The following is a 16,758-nucleotide window of genomic DNA, read 5'->3' as shown; positions in this document are numbered from 1 at the left end:
GCCCGTTGCTCCAAGATCACACAATCGTGCCTATACGGCAACAGTGATGCACTAGAGCCACAGTTCTGGCAATCGTCAATCACTCTTCTGCAATGCCGAGTGCGTTAATCTTCGCCCGCAGAGTGTTACGATTCATACCAAGAAGCTGCGCCGCTTTTACCTTATTACCCGCCGTCACGGAGAGGGCCAAACGGATGAGCGGCCGCTCAACCTGGTCAATAACCCGTGAGTAAACAGTGCTTTCCTCGTCTTCCCGGCTGGAAATCAGGTCACCCATAATGTGACGGTGCAACAGGGTCTCGATATCTTTCTCGAAGCCACCGCTAGCGCCCTTCTGTTCGCTGGCGCCCGCCCGTAGTTCACGCTCCACATCTCTAAGTGTTATTGTATCATCCGGGCTCAGCACGGCGAGACGCAGCACGAGATTCTCAAGCTCGCGCACATTCCCCGGCCAGTCATAGGCCATGATGAGATCGATGGCTGATTTGTCGAAATTCTTGGCCGACAGGCCCTGACGCTGGGCTCGGATGAGGAACGCCCTGGCAAGCTCCGGAATGTCTTCCTTCCGCAGCCGCAATGGCGGCATGGCCAGACGCACAACGTTCAAGCGGTAATAGAGATCTTCGCGGAACGTGCCCTCCTCTACCATTCGACCGAGATTGCGCCGGGTGGACGCGATCAGGCGCGCACCATTTGCGTCCCGTAGGAATTTCACGAGCTGGGTCTGAGCTTCGGCTGGCAAATCGCCAATCTCATCGAGGTAAAGTGTGCCGCCCTTCTGATGGACGGCGCCGGGTTCGCCATTCGCCCCGAACAACTGACGATTGATTTCCGCCGCCGGCAGCGCCGCCAGGTCCAGCGCAACGAACTTCCCATCTTTCGCCGATCCGAGTTGGTGGATTGCGCGCGCCGCAAGTTCCTTGCCCGTGCCGCTCTCCCCTTCAATCAGGACGGTCAGGTCCGTATTCATCACCTTTGCGATGATGCGGTAGACTTCCTGCATCGCGTCGGAGCGCCCGATCAGTGGCAAACCAGCATCACTGATGGCCTTCTGCGACTCCGGATTAATCGAACGTGCCGAAGTCTTCGGCGGCGCTTTCAGCGCGCGTTGAACCAGGCTGGTCAGCGCATCAATATCAAATGGCTTTGGGAGGTAATCAAACGCCCCTTGCTGCGCTGCGTTCGCCGCGGTCAGAATGGTGTTCTGACCACTCATGACAATAAAGGGCAGTTCAGGACGCGATAGGCGCATTGACGGCAGCAGATCGAAGATCGACGCGTCCCCAAGATACACGTCGGTGACCACTACATCACCCTCACCATTCCGCACCCAGCGCTCAAGCGCCTCCGGCGAACTGGTTGCACGGACCTCATAACCAGCTGCCACAAGCGTCTGGTTCACGATCAGCCTGATGCTGGCATCGTCCTCTGCAAGAAGAACGGTTTTATCAGCCATTAAGGCCTCCTGTACGAATTGGCAGAAGAACAGTGAAACGGGTCGTGCCCGGCTCACTGTCCACCCGGATCTGGCCGCCATGGGCCGTGATGACTTCTTTGACGATGGATAGTCCCAGCCCGCGTGCACCCGACTTTGAGCTCTGGAAAACATCGAAAATACGCGACAGCTTCTCACGTGGAATACCGCGGCCATTGTCCTCGATCGTCACGAGCATGGCGCGCTGGAGACCCACACCGAACCGCGAGCGCTTGAAAGCCAGCCCTGTCGCGTAGGCCGTACGGATCGTAACTTGTCCGCCTCCCCTGCCTTCCTGCGCTGCTTCGGCGGCATTGCGGATGATATTCTGGAAAGCCTGCTGCAGGTGATCCTCGTCTCCCAGAAGCTCCGGCAACGAAGGATCGAAATCGCGCTTGATGTCGACCTTTTCGCCAATGGCGACACGCTCGGACGCGACAACACGATCCAGAAGCGCGTGGATATTGAATTCCTTCATGCGTGGTGCAGAAAACAATTCGAAAGCCGACAAGCGATTGACCAGACGTTCGATCCGGCGCGCTTCATCGCGGATAATTTCCAGAAGTTCTGCCTGGCCCTCAACACCCTGCCGTTCCAGCAATTGCGCAGCACCGATGATGCCGCCGAGCGGGTTTTTCACTTCATGGCCCAGAATTCTACCGAAACCGGCAACACCTGCCGAAGACTCATTCCCCTCGCGGACAGCTGTTTCAACAAGCGCAATGACGAAACCTTCGTCACCGGTTGTCCGCACCCAGACATCACAGACCAAACGGGACGTAATCGTGGGTCCGGTCACGGGCGTGCCTGGAGAGGCAATGTCACCCACCTGGCGCTGAGCCCGGTCCAGCAACTCCCAGATCAGGGAGTCATGATAGATCAGCTCACTGAGGGGTTTCCCCGTAAGGGCTCTGCGGGAAAGCTGGAACAGCGTTTCCGCTTCGGGATTTCCATCCACAATTCGTCGCCGATCATCGATGACGAGCAAGGCAATAGGGGAAAGATCTGCTAGGGAACGTGCGTCCAGCAATGTGTCCACCGGCATGTCAGACGGCCTCCACGAGGTCGGGTTGCAAATATACTTGCCGCAGAGCGGCGATGAGGTCCTGCCAATCGGAAATTTGACAGAGTTTGGAACGCAGGCTGCGGCGGTCAGCCGGAGCGATGCGCAGGTCGAGAGCATCAATGGCCGCAGAGATATGCTTGCGAACCGTCAACACCCCCAATTTCGGACCATAGAGCGAGACTGAATCCTCAATCTGCTCACACAGGGACGAAAGCTTTTCGGCGCGCGTTGGCGCATTCCAGTCGGACCGGCTCAGCGCGGCGGCAATCTCACCAATCCGCCAGGGCTCACCCATTGCGGCGCGCCCCACCATGACTCCATGCGCCCCAGAAAGCTCCAACGCCTTTGTCGCGTCAGCGACTGAACCGATGTCTCCGTTGACGATGACAGGGAGCCTGACCGCATCCACAGTATCCCGCACAGCAGCCCAATCGGCTTCGCCTTTATAGAATTGGCACCGCGTTCGGCCGTGCACTGTCAGCATCCGGATACCCTTGGATTCCGCAATTGAACCCAATTCCGGTGCGTTCAGCATGGCATCATCCCAGCCCAAACGCATTTTCAGGGTTACAGGCCGACCGTTAGCCCCTTCGATGGCGGCATCCATGATTTCGCTGGCCAATGGCACGTCACGCATCAGAGCCGAACCAGACTGACCGCCGGTCACCTGACGAGAAGGGCAGCCCATATTGATATCGATAACATCAACGCCGCTCTCGGCGAGTAACTCCGCCCCGCGGTGCATGTCTTCAGGTCGACGGGCTGCCAATTGGACAATCCAGTACCCACCCCCTTCATGACGGCACGTACGACGCACAACATCTGGACGTTGCGTTGCCAGCATTTCCCCGGCAACCATCTCGGAAACCACCGCTGGCGCACCAAAATATACGGCTTGCCGCCGCATAGGGGCGTCAGTTGCGCCTGACATCGGCGCCAACCAGACCTTGGGTGCCTCGAAACTAACCATTTTTTCATTCTTGCACCTTTTTGAGACTTCGCAAGTGCACAAAACATAAGCAGCAACTCGAAGCTGCAGAAGCTGAAACAGCATGGCATAGATACAACAGGTGCCTTAGAAGGCGCTCATGACCGGATTCTCTGCAATCATCGTCGCCGGGGGCAAAGGAGCCCGCACGGGCCTTGAGCGCCCGAAGCAATGGGAAATGCTGCTCGGAAAGCGTGTGATCGACTGGTCGGTCGATACGTTTTTGTCTCATCCGGACCTGTTGGAACTGGTTGTTGTCGTAGACGACCTGACTGTCGCGACCAGCTTTCCGTCTAAGACTAAAGTCGTATGTGGCGGAGACACCCGAACCGCCTCTGTTCGCGCTGGAATTGCGGTGATCACGGCGGCAGATGGCGAAGCTGTCCTTATTCATGATGCAGCCCGGCCGGGTCTGAGTCTCTCAATGATCAGCAAGCTTGTTTCGGCGCTCACAGAGCATGACGCTGCGGCACCCGCACTGCCTGTCTCAGATGCATTGAAGTCCCAGACTTCGGGCCATTTCTCGACCGTACCGCGCGATGGCCTTTATAGGGTACAAACGCCGCAGGCCTTCCGACTCGCAACCATTCGCGACGCGCTTCAGGCGGCCGGATCGTTCGTTGATGATCTCGAAGCCGTTGAGGCAGCGGGCGCCCGTGTCACGCTGGTGCCTGGCGACGCACGGCTTCACAAGATTACATACCCAGAGGATTTCGACCTGGTGGCCAGAATGCTCTCTCCTATCCAATCCGTTCCACGCGTCGGCAAAGGCTTTGACGTGCACGCTTTCGAGCCGGGCGACCATGTAACCCTCTGCGGCGTGAAGATCCCCCACTCGGCTAAACTGAAGGGGCACTCGGATGCGGATGCAGCCTGGCATGCGCTGACCGACGCCATCCTTGGCGCTGTCGCGCTGGGCGATATCGGCGACCACTTCCCGCCATCAGACCCGCAATGGAAGGACGCCGATAGCGGCCTGTTTCTGAAACACGCACAGGTGCTGGCCGAGAAAGCCGGCTATAAACTTGCCAGCTGCGACATCACCGTGATCTGCGAAGCGCCGAAGGTGAAGCCACACCGGGAAGCCATGCGGGTTCGCACAGCCGAACTGCTCGGCCTGCCTCTGGAAAACATCAGCATCAAGGCGACCACGACCGAGGGGCTTGGCTTTACCGGCCGCAAGGAAGGCATCGCGGCAGAAGCTGTGGCAGTGCTCTCGCCCAAGGCCTGACGCCGCGTCCCCTCTTGCAAATCGCCCCGCGCGTGCTCCCCTCTGCAAAAAAGGAGGATGCACATGACCGGTGGATTGAAGGTCGAACATGACGGCCACGTTACAATTCTCACGCTCGACAGGCCGGAGGCGATGAATGCGCTCGACTATCCAACCTACATGGCCCTGGAAGATGCCGTTCGTGGCGCGGATGCGCGCGCCATCGTAATCACGGGCGCCGGGGACCGCGCCTTCTGTTCCGGTGATGACGTCAAGCAGATCCTTTCCAAAGGCGCCCCAACCACGCCCGAGATGGCGGAGCGCGCGAAAAAGACCGGTGGGCTCACCCCGGCTGCAGATGCCCTGCTTCACACAGATATTCCTGTCATCGCCGCTGTAAACGGTTTCGCCCTAGGCTGGGGCGCGGAACTCACCATCATGGCAGATATTCGCGTCTTTTCGGAAAAGGCCCGGTTCGGCGAAATCTTCGTCACGCGCGGGCTGACCTGTGACGCGCCGGGTTTCGGCCGGTTGGTCCAAATCGTGGGACGGGAGCAAGCCTGCGAACTCCTCTTCACAGGTGACATCATCGATGCTGCCTCTGCCAAAGAGATCGGCCTCACGTCTCGGGTCGTGCCGCACGACGATCTGATGCCCACCGCCCTCGCGCTCGCCCACAAGATTGCCGCTAATCCACCGCTGGCGGTTCAGGCAATCAAGAAAGGCCTTCGAGAAACCGTTGACCCGCCATGGCGCGAAGTCGGCAAGATGGCGATTACCGAGATCCGCCGTCTGATGCAGACCGCAGATGCCAAGGAAAGCGCAGCCGCCTTCATCCAAAAGCGCAAACCTGTCTTCACCGGCAAGTGATGTAGGCATAACGTGACCAACATGTTTCCAGATCGACTCCGTAATCTTGCCATGCTGATCCTAGACGACGCCGAACAGGCCCGTTTGAAGATCTGCACGGCGGAAAGCTGCACTGGCGGCCTCGTCGCTGCGTTGCTTACCGACATTCCAGGCTCGTCGACCGTGTTCGACCGTGGCTTCGTCACCTATTCGAACCGCGCGAAGGAAGAGATGCTCGGCGTGCCGGGCGATGTGCTGGCGGACTACGGCGCCGTATCAGAGCCGGTTGCCCGGATGATGGCCGAGGGTGCGCTGGAAGCCAGCCGCGCGAACATTGCGGTCGCGATTACGGGGGTCGCGGGCCCAGGAGGCGGCACACGCATGAAACCGGTCGGAACAGTTCATGTGGCTTGCGCCCGCGAGAACCGGGCGGTGGTGCATGAGATGCTTCAGGTCGGCGAAATAGGCCGGACAGAAGTGCGTATGGCCGCCGTGGAATGCGCGCTGAAACTGATCCAACACCAGATGAGCTAGGCGCCAGTCAGCGGTGAAGATGGCGCAGCAAACCGCCGGCGCCCCTCGTCCAGAAAGGCATCGAGAATCTTTGTAACTGCCAGGTCATGATTGGCTGCGGCCAACATGCCGATGAACGGGTTCTTGAAGTCATAGTCGATGTCGAGACGGACATCCGTCCCCCGGTCCTGCGGGGTGATCTTCCACTCGGCCCGCAGTCGGCGGAACGGCCCTTTTACTAGAGATGCAATCACGCTGCCTGCTGTCGGGTCTTTCGTGACCCGGGTCGAAAACCGCTCCGTGAAGCCCTTGAAGCCGATTACTGCTTCACCAAGGCAGGACGACGCCCTATCGCCCAATACCGACTCCTCCGAGACGCGCATCGCCGTAATCCATTTGATGAAGTCCGGATAACGGCTGATATCCGAGACAAGGTCAAAGCATTGTTCAGGCGTGTAGGGCAGCCGGACCGATTTGGAGAACCGCGCCATGCGCTCAGGCAGACTTGCCGGCGTTCAGCGCCTCACGCGCAGCGCGCAGTCTGGCAAAATCTTCACCTGCATGGTGAGACGACCGAGTCAGCGGCGTCGCAGAGACCATCAAGAAACCTTTGGCGCGCGCAATCTCTTCATAAGACCGAAACTCGTCAGGCGTGACGAAGCGGTCAATTGGTGCGTGTTTTCGGGTTGGCTGCAGGTACTGGCCAATGGTCAGGAAATCGACGCCGGCGGACCGCATGTCGTCCATGACCTGCATGACTTCTTCCTTGGTTTCACCCAGGCCGACCATCAAGCCGGACTTGGTGAACTGGTTCGGATCCCGGTCTTTCACCTTCTGTAGCAGGCGCAGCGAGTGGAAATAGCGGGCGCCCGGCCGGATCGACAGGTACAGACGCGGCACCGTTTCGAGATTGTGGTTGAACACGTCCGGCTTCGCATCGATGACCCGGTTCTCCCAGCCATCCTTGCGCAGGAAGTCCGGCGTCAGGATCTCGATGGTCGTCCCAGGCGACGCGGCGCGGATCGCCTCGATCGTATTGACGAAGTGCATCGCCCCCCCATCGACCAGGTCGTCCCGGTCGACCGACGTGATGACGACGTGCTGCAGCCCCATTTCGGCAACCGCTTCGGCCACGCGACGTGGCTCATCCTCATCCACACCTGCAGGCGGCTTACCGGTGGACACATTGCAGAAACTGCAGGCCCGGGTGCAGACCTCACCTAGAATCATCATCGTGGCGTGCTTCTTGTCCCAGCATTCGCCGATATTCGGGCATCCGGCCTCCTCGCACACGGTGACGAGGCCTTTGGATTTCACGATCTCACGAGTCTCGGAATAGCCTTTTGATCCCGGTGCCTTCACCCGAATCCATTCCGGCTTGCGCTGCACCGGGCTGTCTGGCCGGGATTGCTTCTCCGGGTGCCGCAGGCGGGGCTTTTCGCCCTTGAGATCAATGAGGTTTGCCATCGCCGGAACATGGCCTCAGCCGCGCCTGAACTCAAGTCGGAGACACTGCAATCTGCGCATGCAAACTTGCAATGTTTGCCGAGCTCTGGCTGCTTGGTGTCAAAATGTTACAAACATGTGAGGCGAAAAACGCCCACGAGGGAACCAGAGCCGTTCATGACCACGCTACCGATTCCGGCGCCGCTGCCATATCGCCCTGCACGAACCCGTACAGACCTGTTTGCCGCGCTGATGCGGGCAGCAGGCGAATTTGGCCGCAACAAGACGATCATTTACGACATGGTCGACGGCGAAGAACGGCTGCTCAGCTACAAGGACGTGATTCGGGGCGCTTTCGGACTTGGCTCTGCCCTGGCATCGAAAACCAAATCCGGTGAGTCAGTGGGAATCATGTTGCCAACCGGCGCGGGTGCGGTGATCGGCTTCTATGCACTGTCTGCTTACAATCGCGTTCCGGCGATGCTGAACTTCACAGCCGGTTCCCGCAATCTGAAAGCGGCCATGCGGGCGGCCGAAATGACGAAGATTGTCACCGCACGCAAATTCATCGAAATCGCTGGCCTTGAAGCCCTGGTGAAAGACCTCTCCCGTGTGGCCGAGATCATTTATCTCGAAGACGTCCGCGAGAACCTGTCCCTGAAAGACAAGCTCGCAGCCGTGATAGGTCCGCTGGCGCCGGGCCTGATCCGTCGCAAGGCGCGCTACAAGAGTCCAGGCGTGGTGCTTTTTACCTCTGGTACTGAAGGCGAACCAAAGGGCGTTGTTCTGAGCCATGAGAACGTCATGGCAAATGTCGAACAGGTGCGCGCCCATATCGGCCTTGATGTGAATACGGACAAGCTGTTCAACCCGCTGCCCACCTTCCACTGTTTTGGCCTGACCGTCGGCGCCATCCTGCCGCTGATCGCGGGCATCCCGGTGATCTTTCACCCCTCTCCCTTGCAGCCACGCGAAATCGTCAAGCGCATCCGTGAGACGGGCTCCACGATCCTGCTGGCAACGGACACCTTCATTTCCCAATATGCGCGCGTTGGCGCCGATGGGGACATGAGCTCGATCCGCCTCGCGGTCTGCGGTGCGGAACGTGTGAAGGACGAAACGCGGGCGCTGGTTCGCCGCAAATTCGAAATCGAAATCCTGGAAGGCTATGGCGCCACCGAAGCCTCGCCGGTCGTGGCCGCCAACCAGTGGGAACGCAACAAGCCCGGCACGGTCGGCGTGCTGATGGCAGACATGGAACATCGCCTCCTGCCGGTGGATGGCATTCCGGAAGGCGGCCGACTGCATATCAAGGGTCCCAACATCATGATGGGCTATTTGCGCCCGTCGGCACCCGGTGTACTCGAAGCGCCAGATGACGGCTGGCATGACACTGGTGACGTGGTCGCCATCGACGACGAGGGCTTCATCCGTATCATGGGCCGTGTGAAACGCTTCGCGAAGATTGGCGGTGAAATGGTGTCACTGGCGGTCGTCGAGAATTGTGCAAGCGCGATCTGGCCGGACAATCTACACGCAGCGGTCGCCATGCCGGATCCGCGCAAGGGCGAGCAGATTATCCTGCTAAGCGACAGTCCGGACTGTAACCGCGAAGAGATCCTTGCGTGGGCGCAAAGCCATGGCGTGCCGGAAATCTCTGTGCCCCGCCGGGTCTATCATGTGGATGAAATCCCGGTGCTCGGCACAGGGAAGATCGATTACGGGACCGTGCAGAAGAAGGCTGTGGATCTGGCCGAAGCCTGAGCCGCGTCAGGCGTTCGTCGCCCGGCGCACAGGCATGTGCTTCTTGCCCCAATCCTTCAGGGTCAGAAGGGCCGGAGCGAGTTCCTGCCCCTTTTCCGTCAGCACATAGTCATAGCGTTTGGGGCCTGCGGAGTATTGTCGGCGTTCCAGAATGCCTGCCTCAACCAGGCGCTTCAGGCGTTCGGCGAGGATGTGCCGCGTCATGCCGCTCGACTCGATGAACTGCTCGAACCGGGACAGGCCCAGGAAACAATCCCTGAGGATCAGAAGCGTCCACCGGTCCCCCACGACTGATAGCGTTCGCGCGACCGGGCACCAATTATCCGAGAGTTCTGTCCATTTCATACTTGCAAGCCTAACCTGATTTGCCTTAGTTCCAAAATGAAACTTATGGAGACCCGAATGGCCAAGGCACTTGAGTTCTATTTCGACTATATCAGCCCGTATTCCCACATTGCCAATGCAGCAGTGAAGCAGCTGAAAAAGCACAACGATACACCTGTCGAAATCAAGCCCATGTTCCTGGGTGCCATCATGCAGGGCACCGGCAATCGCCCGCCGGGCATGGTGCCCGCCAAGAACACCTACATGTTGGCCGACCTGCAGCGCTGCGCAACGCGCTACGGTATCACCATACGCATGAACCCATACTTCCCGCTGGTCAGCACGCGCGACTTACTTCGTGCCACGATTGGCCTGGCCGACGACCCGCAGGAGCAGCAACGCTTTATCGATGCCTGTTTCAGCCACATGTGGGAAACGCCCGAGGCCCTCAAACCGGACGACGATGCATCGGTGAAAGCCATGTGCGACGCGGAAGGCTTCGACTTCGATGAGATCAAACGCCTTGCCGCTGATGAGGCCAACAAGGCGGTCATGAAAGAGAACACAGACAGCGCTCTTGCGCGCGGTGCGTTCGGGTCGCCCACTTTCTTCGTGGGCGACGAAATGTTTTTCGGGCATGACCGGCTGGACTATGCCCTCGCGGCCGTGACGGCCTAAGCGAAAATACCGGCGGCTTCTGCAAGCACCTTGTAGGAGACCGCCGGACGCGGCCCGAAATGGCTGATCACTTCCGCGGCGGCGATATGCCCAAGGCGCGCACAGATCGCTAGCGGAAGGCCGCGTGACATGCCGAACAGGAAGCCAGCGGCGTATTGGTCACCTGCCCCGGTCGTATCGACTACTTCCTTCACAGGCACAGCTTCGACCACGATGGGCTCTCCGTCGCCGATGACAACGGATCCCTTTTCGCTGCGCGTCACAGCGGCCACAGCGGTGTCCGCTTGCAGCGATGCCATCGCCGCATCGAAGTCTTCCGTCTCGTAGAGCGCGAGCAGCTCCTCCTCATTGGCGAAGAGGATGTCTACATTATTGCGGACGAGCTGCAGGAAGCTCGGCCGGTGGCGGTCGACACAGAAGCGATCCGACAGGGTCAGCGCCACTTTGCGGCCCGCGGCCTTTGCAGTCTCTGCGGCAAAGATAAAAGCTTCCTTGGCTTCGTCCTTGTCGAACAGATATCCCTCAAGATAGAGGATGCCGCCTGCTTTCACGACGTCCGCATCCACATCTTCCTTGGAGAACAGGACGGATGCGCCGAGGAAAGTATTCATCGAGCGGTGGCCGTCTTCCGTCACGAAGATGATGCTGCGGGCTGTGGCCGGACCTGCTGTCAGCGGCGTGGTCGGGAACGGTACGCCGCCAGCTTCCATCTCACGCTTGAACTGCGCGCCGAGCTCGTCGTCCGCCACCTTGCCGATATACGCCGCAGAAGCGCCAAAGCTGGCAAGCCCCGCAATCGTGTTCGCGCCGCTGCCGCCGGATGTGTAAAGCGGCTCCTTGGCGACCCTGGTCAGTTCGTGCGCGCGCGGTTCCTCGATCAGGTTCATCGCATTCTTGTGGATGCCCCATTCGGCCAGGAAGGCATCATCCGCACGGGACAAGACGTCCACGATCGCATTGCCGAGGCCCACAACATCGAAACGCACGTCCGCCATCCGGAATCTCCTGCTGAAAACGGGGCCATTGCCAGAGGCAGGCGCTGGACGCAACCGGCAGGCGTGCTAAAGGCCCGGCCATGAAAATCGCCTACATCGCCTCCCAGGTCACTCTTCCCGGCACTCCGAACCGCCGGGATGATGCGTTTGAGCATGACTACATGATGGACGCCCTGCGCCCCGCATTCGCGGCCCGCGGCCTGACAATTGAGGACGTCTCCTGGGATGATCCAGATGCCGACTGGGGCAGCTATGGTGCTGCTATCATCGGCACGACCTGGGACTATTGGGACCGGCAGGACGAGTTTCTCGCCGCGCTCGCAAGGATCGAGGCGGCGACGCCCCTCTACAACCCGGTCGACCTTGTTCGCTGGAACATTCACAAGACCTATCTACGCGACCTGGAAGCCCGCGGCGCGCGGATCATTCCGACCCTCTGGCTGGACAAGGTCGATGCTAAAAGCGCAGCAGCCGCTTTTGATACACACGGCTCCGACGATCTCGTCTTCAAGCGGCAAGTTGGCGCCGGTGCAGACGGTCAGTATCGCCTGAAGCGGGGTGACGTGGTTCCGGACATGCTCCACCCTATGATGGTGCAGCCCTTCCTGCCTTCCATCCAGAGTGAGGGCGAGTACAGTTTCATCTTCATCGGCGGCGATTTCTGCCACGCGCTGGTGAAACGCGCCGTACAGGGCGACTATCGCATCCAGTCAAAATATGGCGGCAAGGAAACGCCGGTCGATCCGTCAACGGATGACCTTTCCGATGCATCAGCCATCATCACCATGCTGGATGAAGCGCCGCTCTATGCAAGAGTCGACATGGTGCGCGGCGATGACGGCCGGCTGGTCCTCATGGAACTCGAAGCCATCGAGCCTTACCTCTATCCAGTCGAAGGTCCGCGCCTCGGCGACATGATCGCCGAGGCCGTAAGGAAGCGGCTGGAAACCACGCCGGCCTAGTGCTTGCCGAACTTGTAGACGACGCCGATCTTGGTCGCGGTGTCGGTTGTCTCATACCCATCGGGAGGGTTGGTGTCGTACCGCGTATCAAACCCAAATCGGGCCGATAGTGATCCGTTGATCTGCGCCGTCAGCGCGAAGCCATTGGAGATCTGCGTCGACTCCGCCGCATAGAGAACATCGGTATTGTTCGACAGTTCGACCTTGTCGTTGAGTGCCCAGGTGAATTTCGACTTGCCCACGAAACCAACGGACGTTTCGGTTTCTGCTGGAATGATCAGCGGTGCCCCAAGATCATCCACCGTCACAACGCGTTTGACCTCATCTATCTTCACACCGGGGCCGCCCCGCACGACCCAGGTGACAGGATCGAGTCCGAGGAATCGATAACCAAGGCCGCCACCCACAAAGGAACGGCTGTCAAAACCAGTAAACTGGTCAACCTCATAGGAAGCGCGGGCGAACGAGAACACACGGTCGCTGATCGTGTAGTCGATATTGGCGCCGAGGAAGGCACGATTGCGGCTCTCCAAGCCGTCCTGCTCGCCATAATCGACCTGCCCCTGGAACCCGTAATCCCACTTGCCAGTGATATGATCGACATCGAAGGTGAGGCCCACCTCGCGCGTATCGGTGTTGCCGCTGGTCATGCCGGCGCTGAGTGCGCCTTCGCCAGACCAGCCTTCGATCCGCTCGTCATCTGCCTGTGCCGAAAACACAATTCCAGAGAGAGCCGCGCTCATCGCCGCGCAGATAATATACTTCATTGGCACTTCCCTTATTCCTTCGCTCGCTTTTCCTGCTCGGCGTGACGCAAGATTAGCGAAAATGAGGCGAACTGGAGGCCAGCGATTCGCGTGGCTTCTCCACCCCCGAAACATCGCATCCTGTCGTAAATACGCACTTAAAAATAAATCCATCCGACACCTCCGTAGCCGGATGTATGGTGTGCACCAAAAACGCCTTCACGGGCGCCGCAGGCACCTGAGCACCGAAGCCTATTTATTCTTCGATTTCGGCGCTTTTGGCCCCAACGAGGAAACCGTCGCTGGGTCTGGCGTCTTCGGCGCGAACTTGCACCATTCCGCAATAACGCAACGCCAGCATTCCGGCGTCCGAGCCTTGCAAACATACCGCCCGTGCAGGATCAGCCAGTGATGCGCGCCCTTCTTCCACTTCTCGGGGGTTACGCGTTCAAGCACGGCTTCCACCTCATCTGGTGTCTTCCCGGGCGCCAGTCCCGTCCGGTTGGACACGCGGAAAATATGGGTATCAACCGCGATGGTGGGCTCCCCGAACACCTCATTCATCACGACGTTCGCCGTCTTGCGGCCAACGCCTGGCAAGGTGGTCAGCGCTTCTCGAGTGCGCGGCACCTCACCCCCGAAATCATCAAGCAGTTTCTGGCTAAGGGCGATCACATTCTTCGCCTTATTGCGCCAGAGTCCGATCGTCTTGATATGATCGGCGATGCGCTCTTCACCGAGCGCCAGCATCTTTTCCGGCGTGTCCGCAATCTTGAACAGTTTCCGAGTCGCCTTGTTCACTCCGACATCGGTCGCCTGCGCCGACAGCGCGACAGCCACGACAAGGGTAAAAGGATTGGAATACTCCAGCTCGGTCTTCGGGTCCGGCCGGTCATGCGCCAGCGCGGCGAAGATCTTCTCCGTCTTCTCCGGCCCAAGCGTACGGGTTGCCCGCTTTTTTTTAGCGGGTTTCCGGGAAGATTTCTCATGCGGCGATTCTGTCATGCAATTTGTCTGTCAGGCAGCTTCCGGCTGGGCAAGAGCGTGTTAAGTATTGTTCCTGATGCCCGACACAGATGAAATCATTTATTTTGACGCGCTTTTAACGCCGAACCGCTCCCTCTCTGAGCGGGGATTTGCCGTCGTCATGAGCATTGTTGGCGTGGTCAGCTTCCTGACAGGCATGGCTTTCCTGTCCATGGGTGCGGTTCCAGTGATCGGCTTTTTCGGTCTGGATGCCCTCGCGATCTGGCTCGCCTTCCGCTGGTCATTCCGGAAACAGCGCGAGGAAACCCGGATCCGCATTACCTCCAGTACGCTGGATATGATGCACCGCAAAGCCAATGGCACCGAAAAACGCGTCAGCGTCCCCGCCGGATTTGCCCGGGTTGAGCTTGATGAACCGCTCCAGCCCGATTCCTGGCTACGCGTCGAACATGGCCGCACAGGATGGGTCATCGGGCGCTTCTTGACGGTGCCGGAACGCAAATCCCTGGCCGACGCCATGAAAACCGCCCTCCACAAAGCGCGACTTGAGCGCCACACCGCATAAAAATGACGCAAGCGTCATGGTTTTTTTAAAACGACCGTGATATACACGTCTTAAGCGAGCAGACCGGTGCCCAGGGAGACCGGCAAAAGGAGGATATTACATGGCTGCCGATACAGTTCATTCCATAGACCATCCGGCCCTTGAACGGCCGAAAGTTTCCGACCGGGAACCCCTTCACGAAGGCTATCTTCGTGTTGGCGAAGAAGTTCCCCCAGCCTCTAGCCTGGACCTGAAAACCCTCGACGTCGTTGATGGCGAAATCTGGCGCCAGAACAAGATGTGGGACCGCTTCGACCGTCTTCGCAAGGAAGACCCAGTCCACTATACGCCGGATTCCTTCGTCGGTCCCTATTGGTCGGTCACCAAATATGAAGACATCATGGCGGTAGATACCGACCACAAGCGCTTCTCGTCCAGCTGGGAGCACGGCGGCATCACCCTCGGCGAACCGCTCGAAGACTTCGAAATGCCAATGTTTATCGCCATGGACGAACCGCGCCACTCCGAACAGCGCAAAACGGTCCAGCCGGCCGTCGCGCCGAACATGCTGAAAGAGTATGAGCCGCTGATCCGCTCGCGGACGCAGGGCCTCCTCGACAGCCTTCCGGTTGGCGAGCCGTTCGACTGGGTCGATACGGTTTCCATTGAGCTCACCACGATGATGCTCGCGACGCTCTTCGACTTCCCGTTCGAAAATCGCCGTCAGCTGACCCGCTGGTCAGACGTCGTCACCAACATGCACAATCCGGATATCTGCCCGGGCGGTGAAGAACAGTGGCGCCGCGAAATGATGGAATGCCTGACTACGTTCATGCAGATCTTCCAGGAACGTCAGGCGATCCCGCAACAGCACGACCTGATGAGCCTTCTCGCGCACGGCGAAAAGACGAAGAACATGACGCCGATGGAACTGCTCGGCAACGTGATCCTGCTAATCGTCGGTGGAAATGACACGACCCGCAACACGATGACGGCGTCTGTCTGGGCCCTCAACAAGTATCCGGAACAGTTCGAAAAGCTGAAGGGCGACCTGTCCCTGATCCCGAACATGGTGTCGGAAACGATCCGCTGGCAAACGCCGCTGGCCTTCATGCGCCGCACCGCGCTGGAAGATGTCCAGCTACGCGACAAGCTCATCAAGAAGGGTGACCAGGTCGCCATGTGGTACATCTCCGGGAACCGGGATGAGGACTTCTGGGACAAGCCGAACGACTACATCATCGACCGTGCAGATGCCCGCCGTCACCTGTCCTTCGGCTTCGGCATCCACCGCTGCGTCGGCAATCGCCTGGGTGAACTGCAGCTGCAGATTCTCTGGCAGGAACTGATGGAGCGCTTCGAGCACATCGAAGTGCTGGACGAACCGTCCTACACCTCAGGCGCCTTTGTGCATGGCTACACCTGGATGCCGGTGATCCTGCACCCGAAAAAATAAGTCTGGGCGAGAAGCCTGTTGGCTGACCCGGCGATAAGCCGCTAGACCTCCCGTCAGATCCTGACGGGAGGTTTTTCATGGACGTTTCCAAAGCAGTCGACCAGCGCATATCCACCCGGGCTTTCCTGCCCGACGCGCTTTCCGAAGCCGAAGTCCGCGAATGGCTAACCCAGGCCCAGCGCGCACCGTCCGGCGGCAACGTCCAGCCCTGGCGCACGATCGCCGTGACCGGCCAGGCGAAAGACGACGTCATCGCCATGGCCGCGCCAATCTTGGCGGCAGACCCACGCGGCCAGAAGACGGACCGGCCGATCTATCCGAAAGACCTGTGGGAACCCTATGAAGCCCGTCGGCGCCGCGTCGGCGAGATGATGTACGAAGCCCTCGGCATTCCCCGCGAAGACCGTGCGGCCCGCCTCGCCTGGTTCTCCAACAATTTCCGCTTCTTCGGGGCGCCGCTCGCCATCTTCCTGGTGATTGATGAACGCATGGGCCACGGCCAGTGGGGCCATGCCGGCATGTACCTGCAGACCCTCGCTCTGCTGGCTGAAGAACGTGGCTGGGGCACCTGCTTCCAGGAATGCTGGGGCGTGCTGCGCCCTGCCCTGAAGGAGCACTTCAACCTCGCGCCGACTGAAATGATCTGGTGCGGCGTTGCTGTCGGCAAGCCGGACAAATCCCACCCTGTCAATTCTCTGCGGGCCGAACGGACCGATATTGACGAAATCGCCGAGTTTCACGGTTTCTAGATTCCGC

18 protein-coding genes are annotated in these 16,758 nt (G+C 59.3%); 9 read left to right on the top strand and 9 right to left on the bottom strand.

Features of this window, described 5'->3' with window-relative positions:
* Positions 1–79: 79 nt before the first annotated feature.
* From HY26_RS17815 to HY26_RS17805, 3 genes are read right to left on the bottom strand one after another with little or no spacing between them, the layout of a single operon-like run.
* Positions 80–1,456, bottom strand: a complete 1,377-nt coding sequence (locus HY26_RS17815; RefSeq protein ID WP_034763967.1) for a sigma-54 dependent transcriptional regulator — start codon at positions 1,454–1,456, stop codon at positions 80–82.
* Positions 1,449–2,519, bottom strand: coding sequence for a nitrogen regulation protein NR(II) (locus HY26_RS17810; protein ID WP_034763970.1), 1,071 nt, complete (start codon positions 2,517–2,519; stop codon positions 1,449–1,451). The genes HY26_RS17815 and HY26_RS17810 overlap by 8 nt, the downstream gene beginning before the upstream one ends.
* A gap of 1 nt (position 2,520) precedes the next feature.
* Positions 2,521–3,594: a tRNA-dihydrouridine synthase gene (locus HY26_RS17805; protein WP_233351681.1), complete on the bottom strand. Its 1,074-nt coding sequence runs from the start codon at positions 3,592–3,594 to the stop codon at positions 2,521–2,523.
* 34 nt (positions 3,595–3,628) lie between these two features.
* On the opposite strand from HY26_RS17805, the gene HY26_RS17800 reads away from it, so the two are divergent.
* The 3 genes from HY26_RS17800 to HY26_RS17790 all read left to right on the top strand — a co-directional run bounded on the left by HY26_RS17800 (position 3,629) and on the right by HY26_RS17790 (position 6,121).
* On the top strand, positions 3,629–4,759 hold the full coding sequence (locus HY26_RS17800) for a bifunctional 2-C-methyl-D-erythritol 4-phosphate cytidylyltransferase/2-C-methyl-D-erythritol 2,4-cyclodiphosphate synthase (protein WP_112074250.1): 1,131 nt from the start codon (positions 3,629–3,631) through the stop codon (positions 4,757–4,759).
* A 63-nt stretch (positions 4,760–4,822) separates the two neighbouring features.
* Positions 4,823–5,608 (top strand): enoyl-CoA hydratase/isomerase family protein, encoded by a 786-nt coding sequence (locus HY26_RS17795; RefSeq protein WP_034763980.1) that lies wholly within the window; start codon positions 4,823–4,825, stop codon positions 5,606–5,608.
* Between the two features lie 21 nt (positions 5,609–5,629).
* A complete protein-coding gene (locus tag HY26_RS17790) occupies positions 5,630–6,121 on the top strand; it encodes a CinA family protein (protein ID WP_034763983.1) in 492 nt (163 codons plus the stop codon).
* Here the strand turns inward: HY26_RS17790 and HY26_RS17785 are convergent.
* Both HY26_RS17785 and lipA read right to left on the bottom strand, forming a co-directional pair.
* The gene (locus HY26_RS17785; protein WP_034763986.1) at positions 6,118–6,591 is read right to left on the bottom strand and encodes a type II toxin-antitoxin system RatA family toxin; all 474 of its coding nucleotides are present in this window, start codon (positions 6,589–6,591) and stop codon (positions 6,118–6,120) included. The two genes, HY26_RS17790 and HY26_RS17785, sit on opposite strands and share 4 nt — an antisense overlap.
* 4 nt (positions 6,592–6,595) lie before the next feature.
* Entirely contained in the window at positions 6,596–7,567 is a 972-nt protein-coding gene (gene lipA / locus HY26_RS17780) for a lipoyl synthase (RefSeq protein ID WP_034763990.1), read from the bottom strand.
* Positions 7,568–7,723: 156 nt separating this feature from the next.
* Between lipA and HY26_RS17775 the strand changes: the two genes are divergently transcribed.
* On the top strand, positions 7,724–9,310 hold the full coding sequence (locus HY26_RS17775; protein WP_034763992.1) for an AMP-binding protein: 1,587 nt from the start codon (positions 7,724–7,726) through the stop codon (positions 9,308–9,310).
* Between the two features lie 6 nt (positions 9,311–9,316).
* Here the strand turns inward: HY26_RS17775 and HY26_RS17770 are convergent, their stop codons facing one another.
* Positions 9,317–9,655: a helix-turn-helix domain-containing protein gene (locus tag HY26_RS17770; RefSeq protein ID WP_034763995.1), complete on the bottom strand. Its 339-nt coding sequence runs from the start codon at positions 9,653–9,655 to the stop codon at positions 9,317–9,319.
* A 57-nt stretch (positions 9,656–9,712) separates the two neighbouring features.
* Between HY26_RS17770 and HY26_RS17765 the strand changes: the two genes are divergently transcribed.
* Complete coding sequence (locus HY26_RS17765) at positions 9,713–10,312, top strand: 2-hydroxychromene-2-carboxylate isomerase (RefSeq protein WP_112074248.1); 600 nt, start codon at positions 9,713–9,715, stop codon at positions 10,310–10,312.
* Here HY26_RS17765 and HY26_RS17760 read toward each other — a convergent pair.
* Entirely contained in the window at positions 10,309–11,307 is a 999-nt protein-coding gene (locus tag HY26_RS17760) for an adenosine kinase (protein ID WP_112074247.1), read from the bottom strand. The genes HY26_RS17765 and HY26_RS17760 overlap by 4 nt on opposite strands.
* Before the next feature lie 80 nt (positions 11,308–11,387).
* On the opposite strand from HY26_RS17760, the gene HY26_RS17755 reads away from it, so the two are divergent.
* Entirely contained in the window at positions 11,388–12,269 is an 882-nt protein-coding gene (locus HY26_RS17755; RefSeq protein WP_112074246.1) for a RimK family alpha-L-glutamate ligase, read from the top strand.
* On the opposite strand, the gene HY26_RS17750 is transcribed toward HY26_RS17755, so the two are convergent.
* Positions 12,266–13,036 carry a YdiY family protein gene (locus HY26_RS17750; protein WP_112074245.1) on the bottom strand — a complete coding sequence of 257 codons (771 nt, stop codon included), beginning with the start codon at positions 13,034–13,036 and terminating at the stop codon, positions 12,266–12,268. The genes HY26_RS17755 and HY26_RS17750 overlap by 4 nt on opposite strands.
* 231 nt (positions 13,037–13,267) lie before the next feature.
* Positions 13,268–14,020, bottom strand: coding sequence for an endonuclease III (nth, locus tag HY26_RS17745; RefSeq protein ID WP_112074244.1), 753 nt, complete (start codon positions 14,018–14,020; stop codon positions 13,268–13,270).
* Between the two features lie 58 nt (positions 14,021–14,078).
* Here nth and HY26_RS17740 point away from each other — a divergent pair, with 58 nt between their 5' ends.
* The 3 genes from HY26_RS17740 to HY26_RS17730 all read left to right on the top strand — a co-directional run bounded on the left by HY26_RS17740 (position 14,079) and on the right by HY26_RS17730 (position 16,751).
* Positions 14,079–14,567, top strand: a complete 489-nt coding sequence (locus HY26_RS17740) for a DUF2244 domain-containing protein (RefSeq protein ID WP_139068762.1) — start codon at positions 14,079–14,081, stop codon at positions 14,565–14,567.
* Between the two features lie 100 nt (positions 14,568–14,667).
* Positions 14,668–16,002 (top strand): cytochrome P450, encoded by a 1,335-nt coding sequence (locus HY26_RS17735; protein WP_112074243.1) that lies wholly within the window; start codon positions 14,668–14,670, stop codon positions 16,000–16,002.
* A gap of 77 nt (positions 16,003–16,079) precedes the next feature.
* Positions 16,080–16,751 carry a nitroreductase gene (locus HY26_RS17730; protein ID WP_034764882.1) on the top strand — a complete coding sequence of 224 codons (672 nt, stop codon included), beginning with the start codon at positions 16,080–16,082 and terminating at the stop codon, positions 16,749–16,751.
* The last annotated feature ends 7 nt before the right edge of the window (positions 16,752–16,758 follow it).

It is taken from the genome of Hyphomonas sp. GM-8P (genome assembly GCF_003263315.1).
Taxonomy (GTDB): Bacteria; Pseudomonadota; Alphaproteobacteria; order Caulobacterales; family Hyphomonadaceae; genus Hyphomonas.
This window is presented reverse-complemented; position numbering and strand designations above follow the sequence as displayed.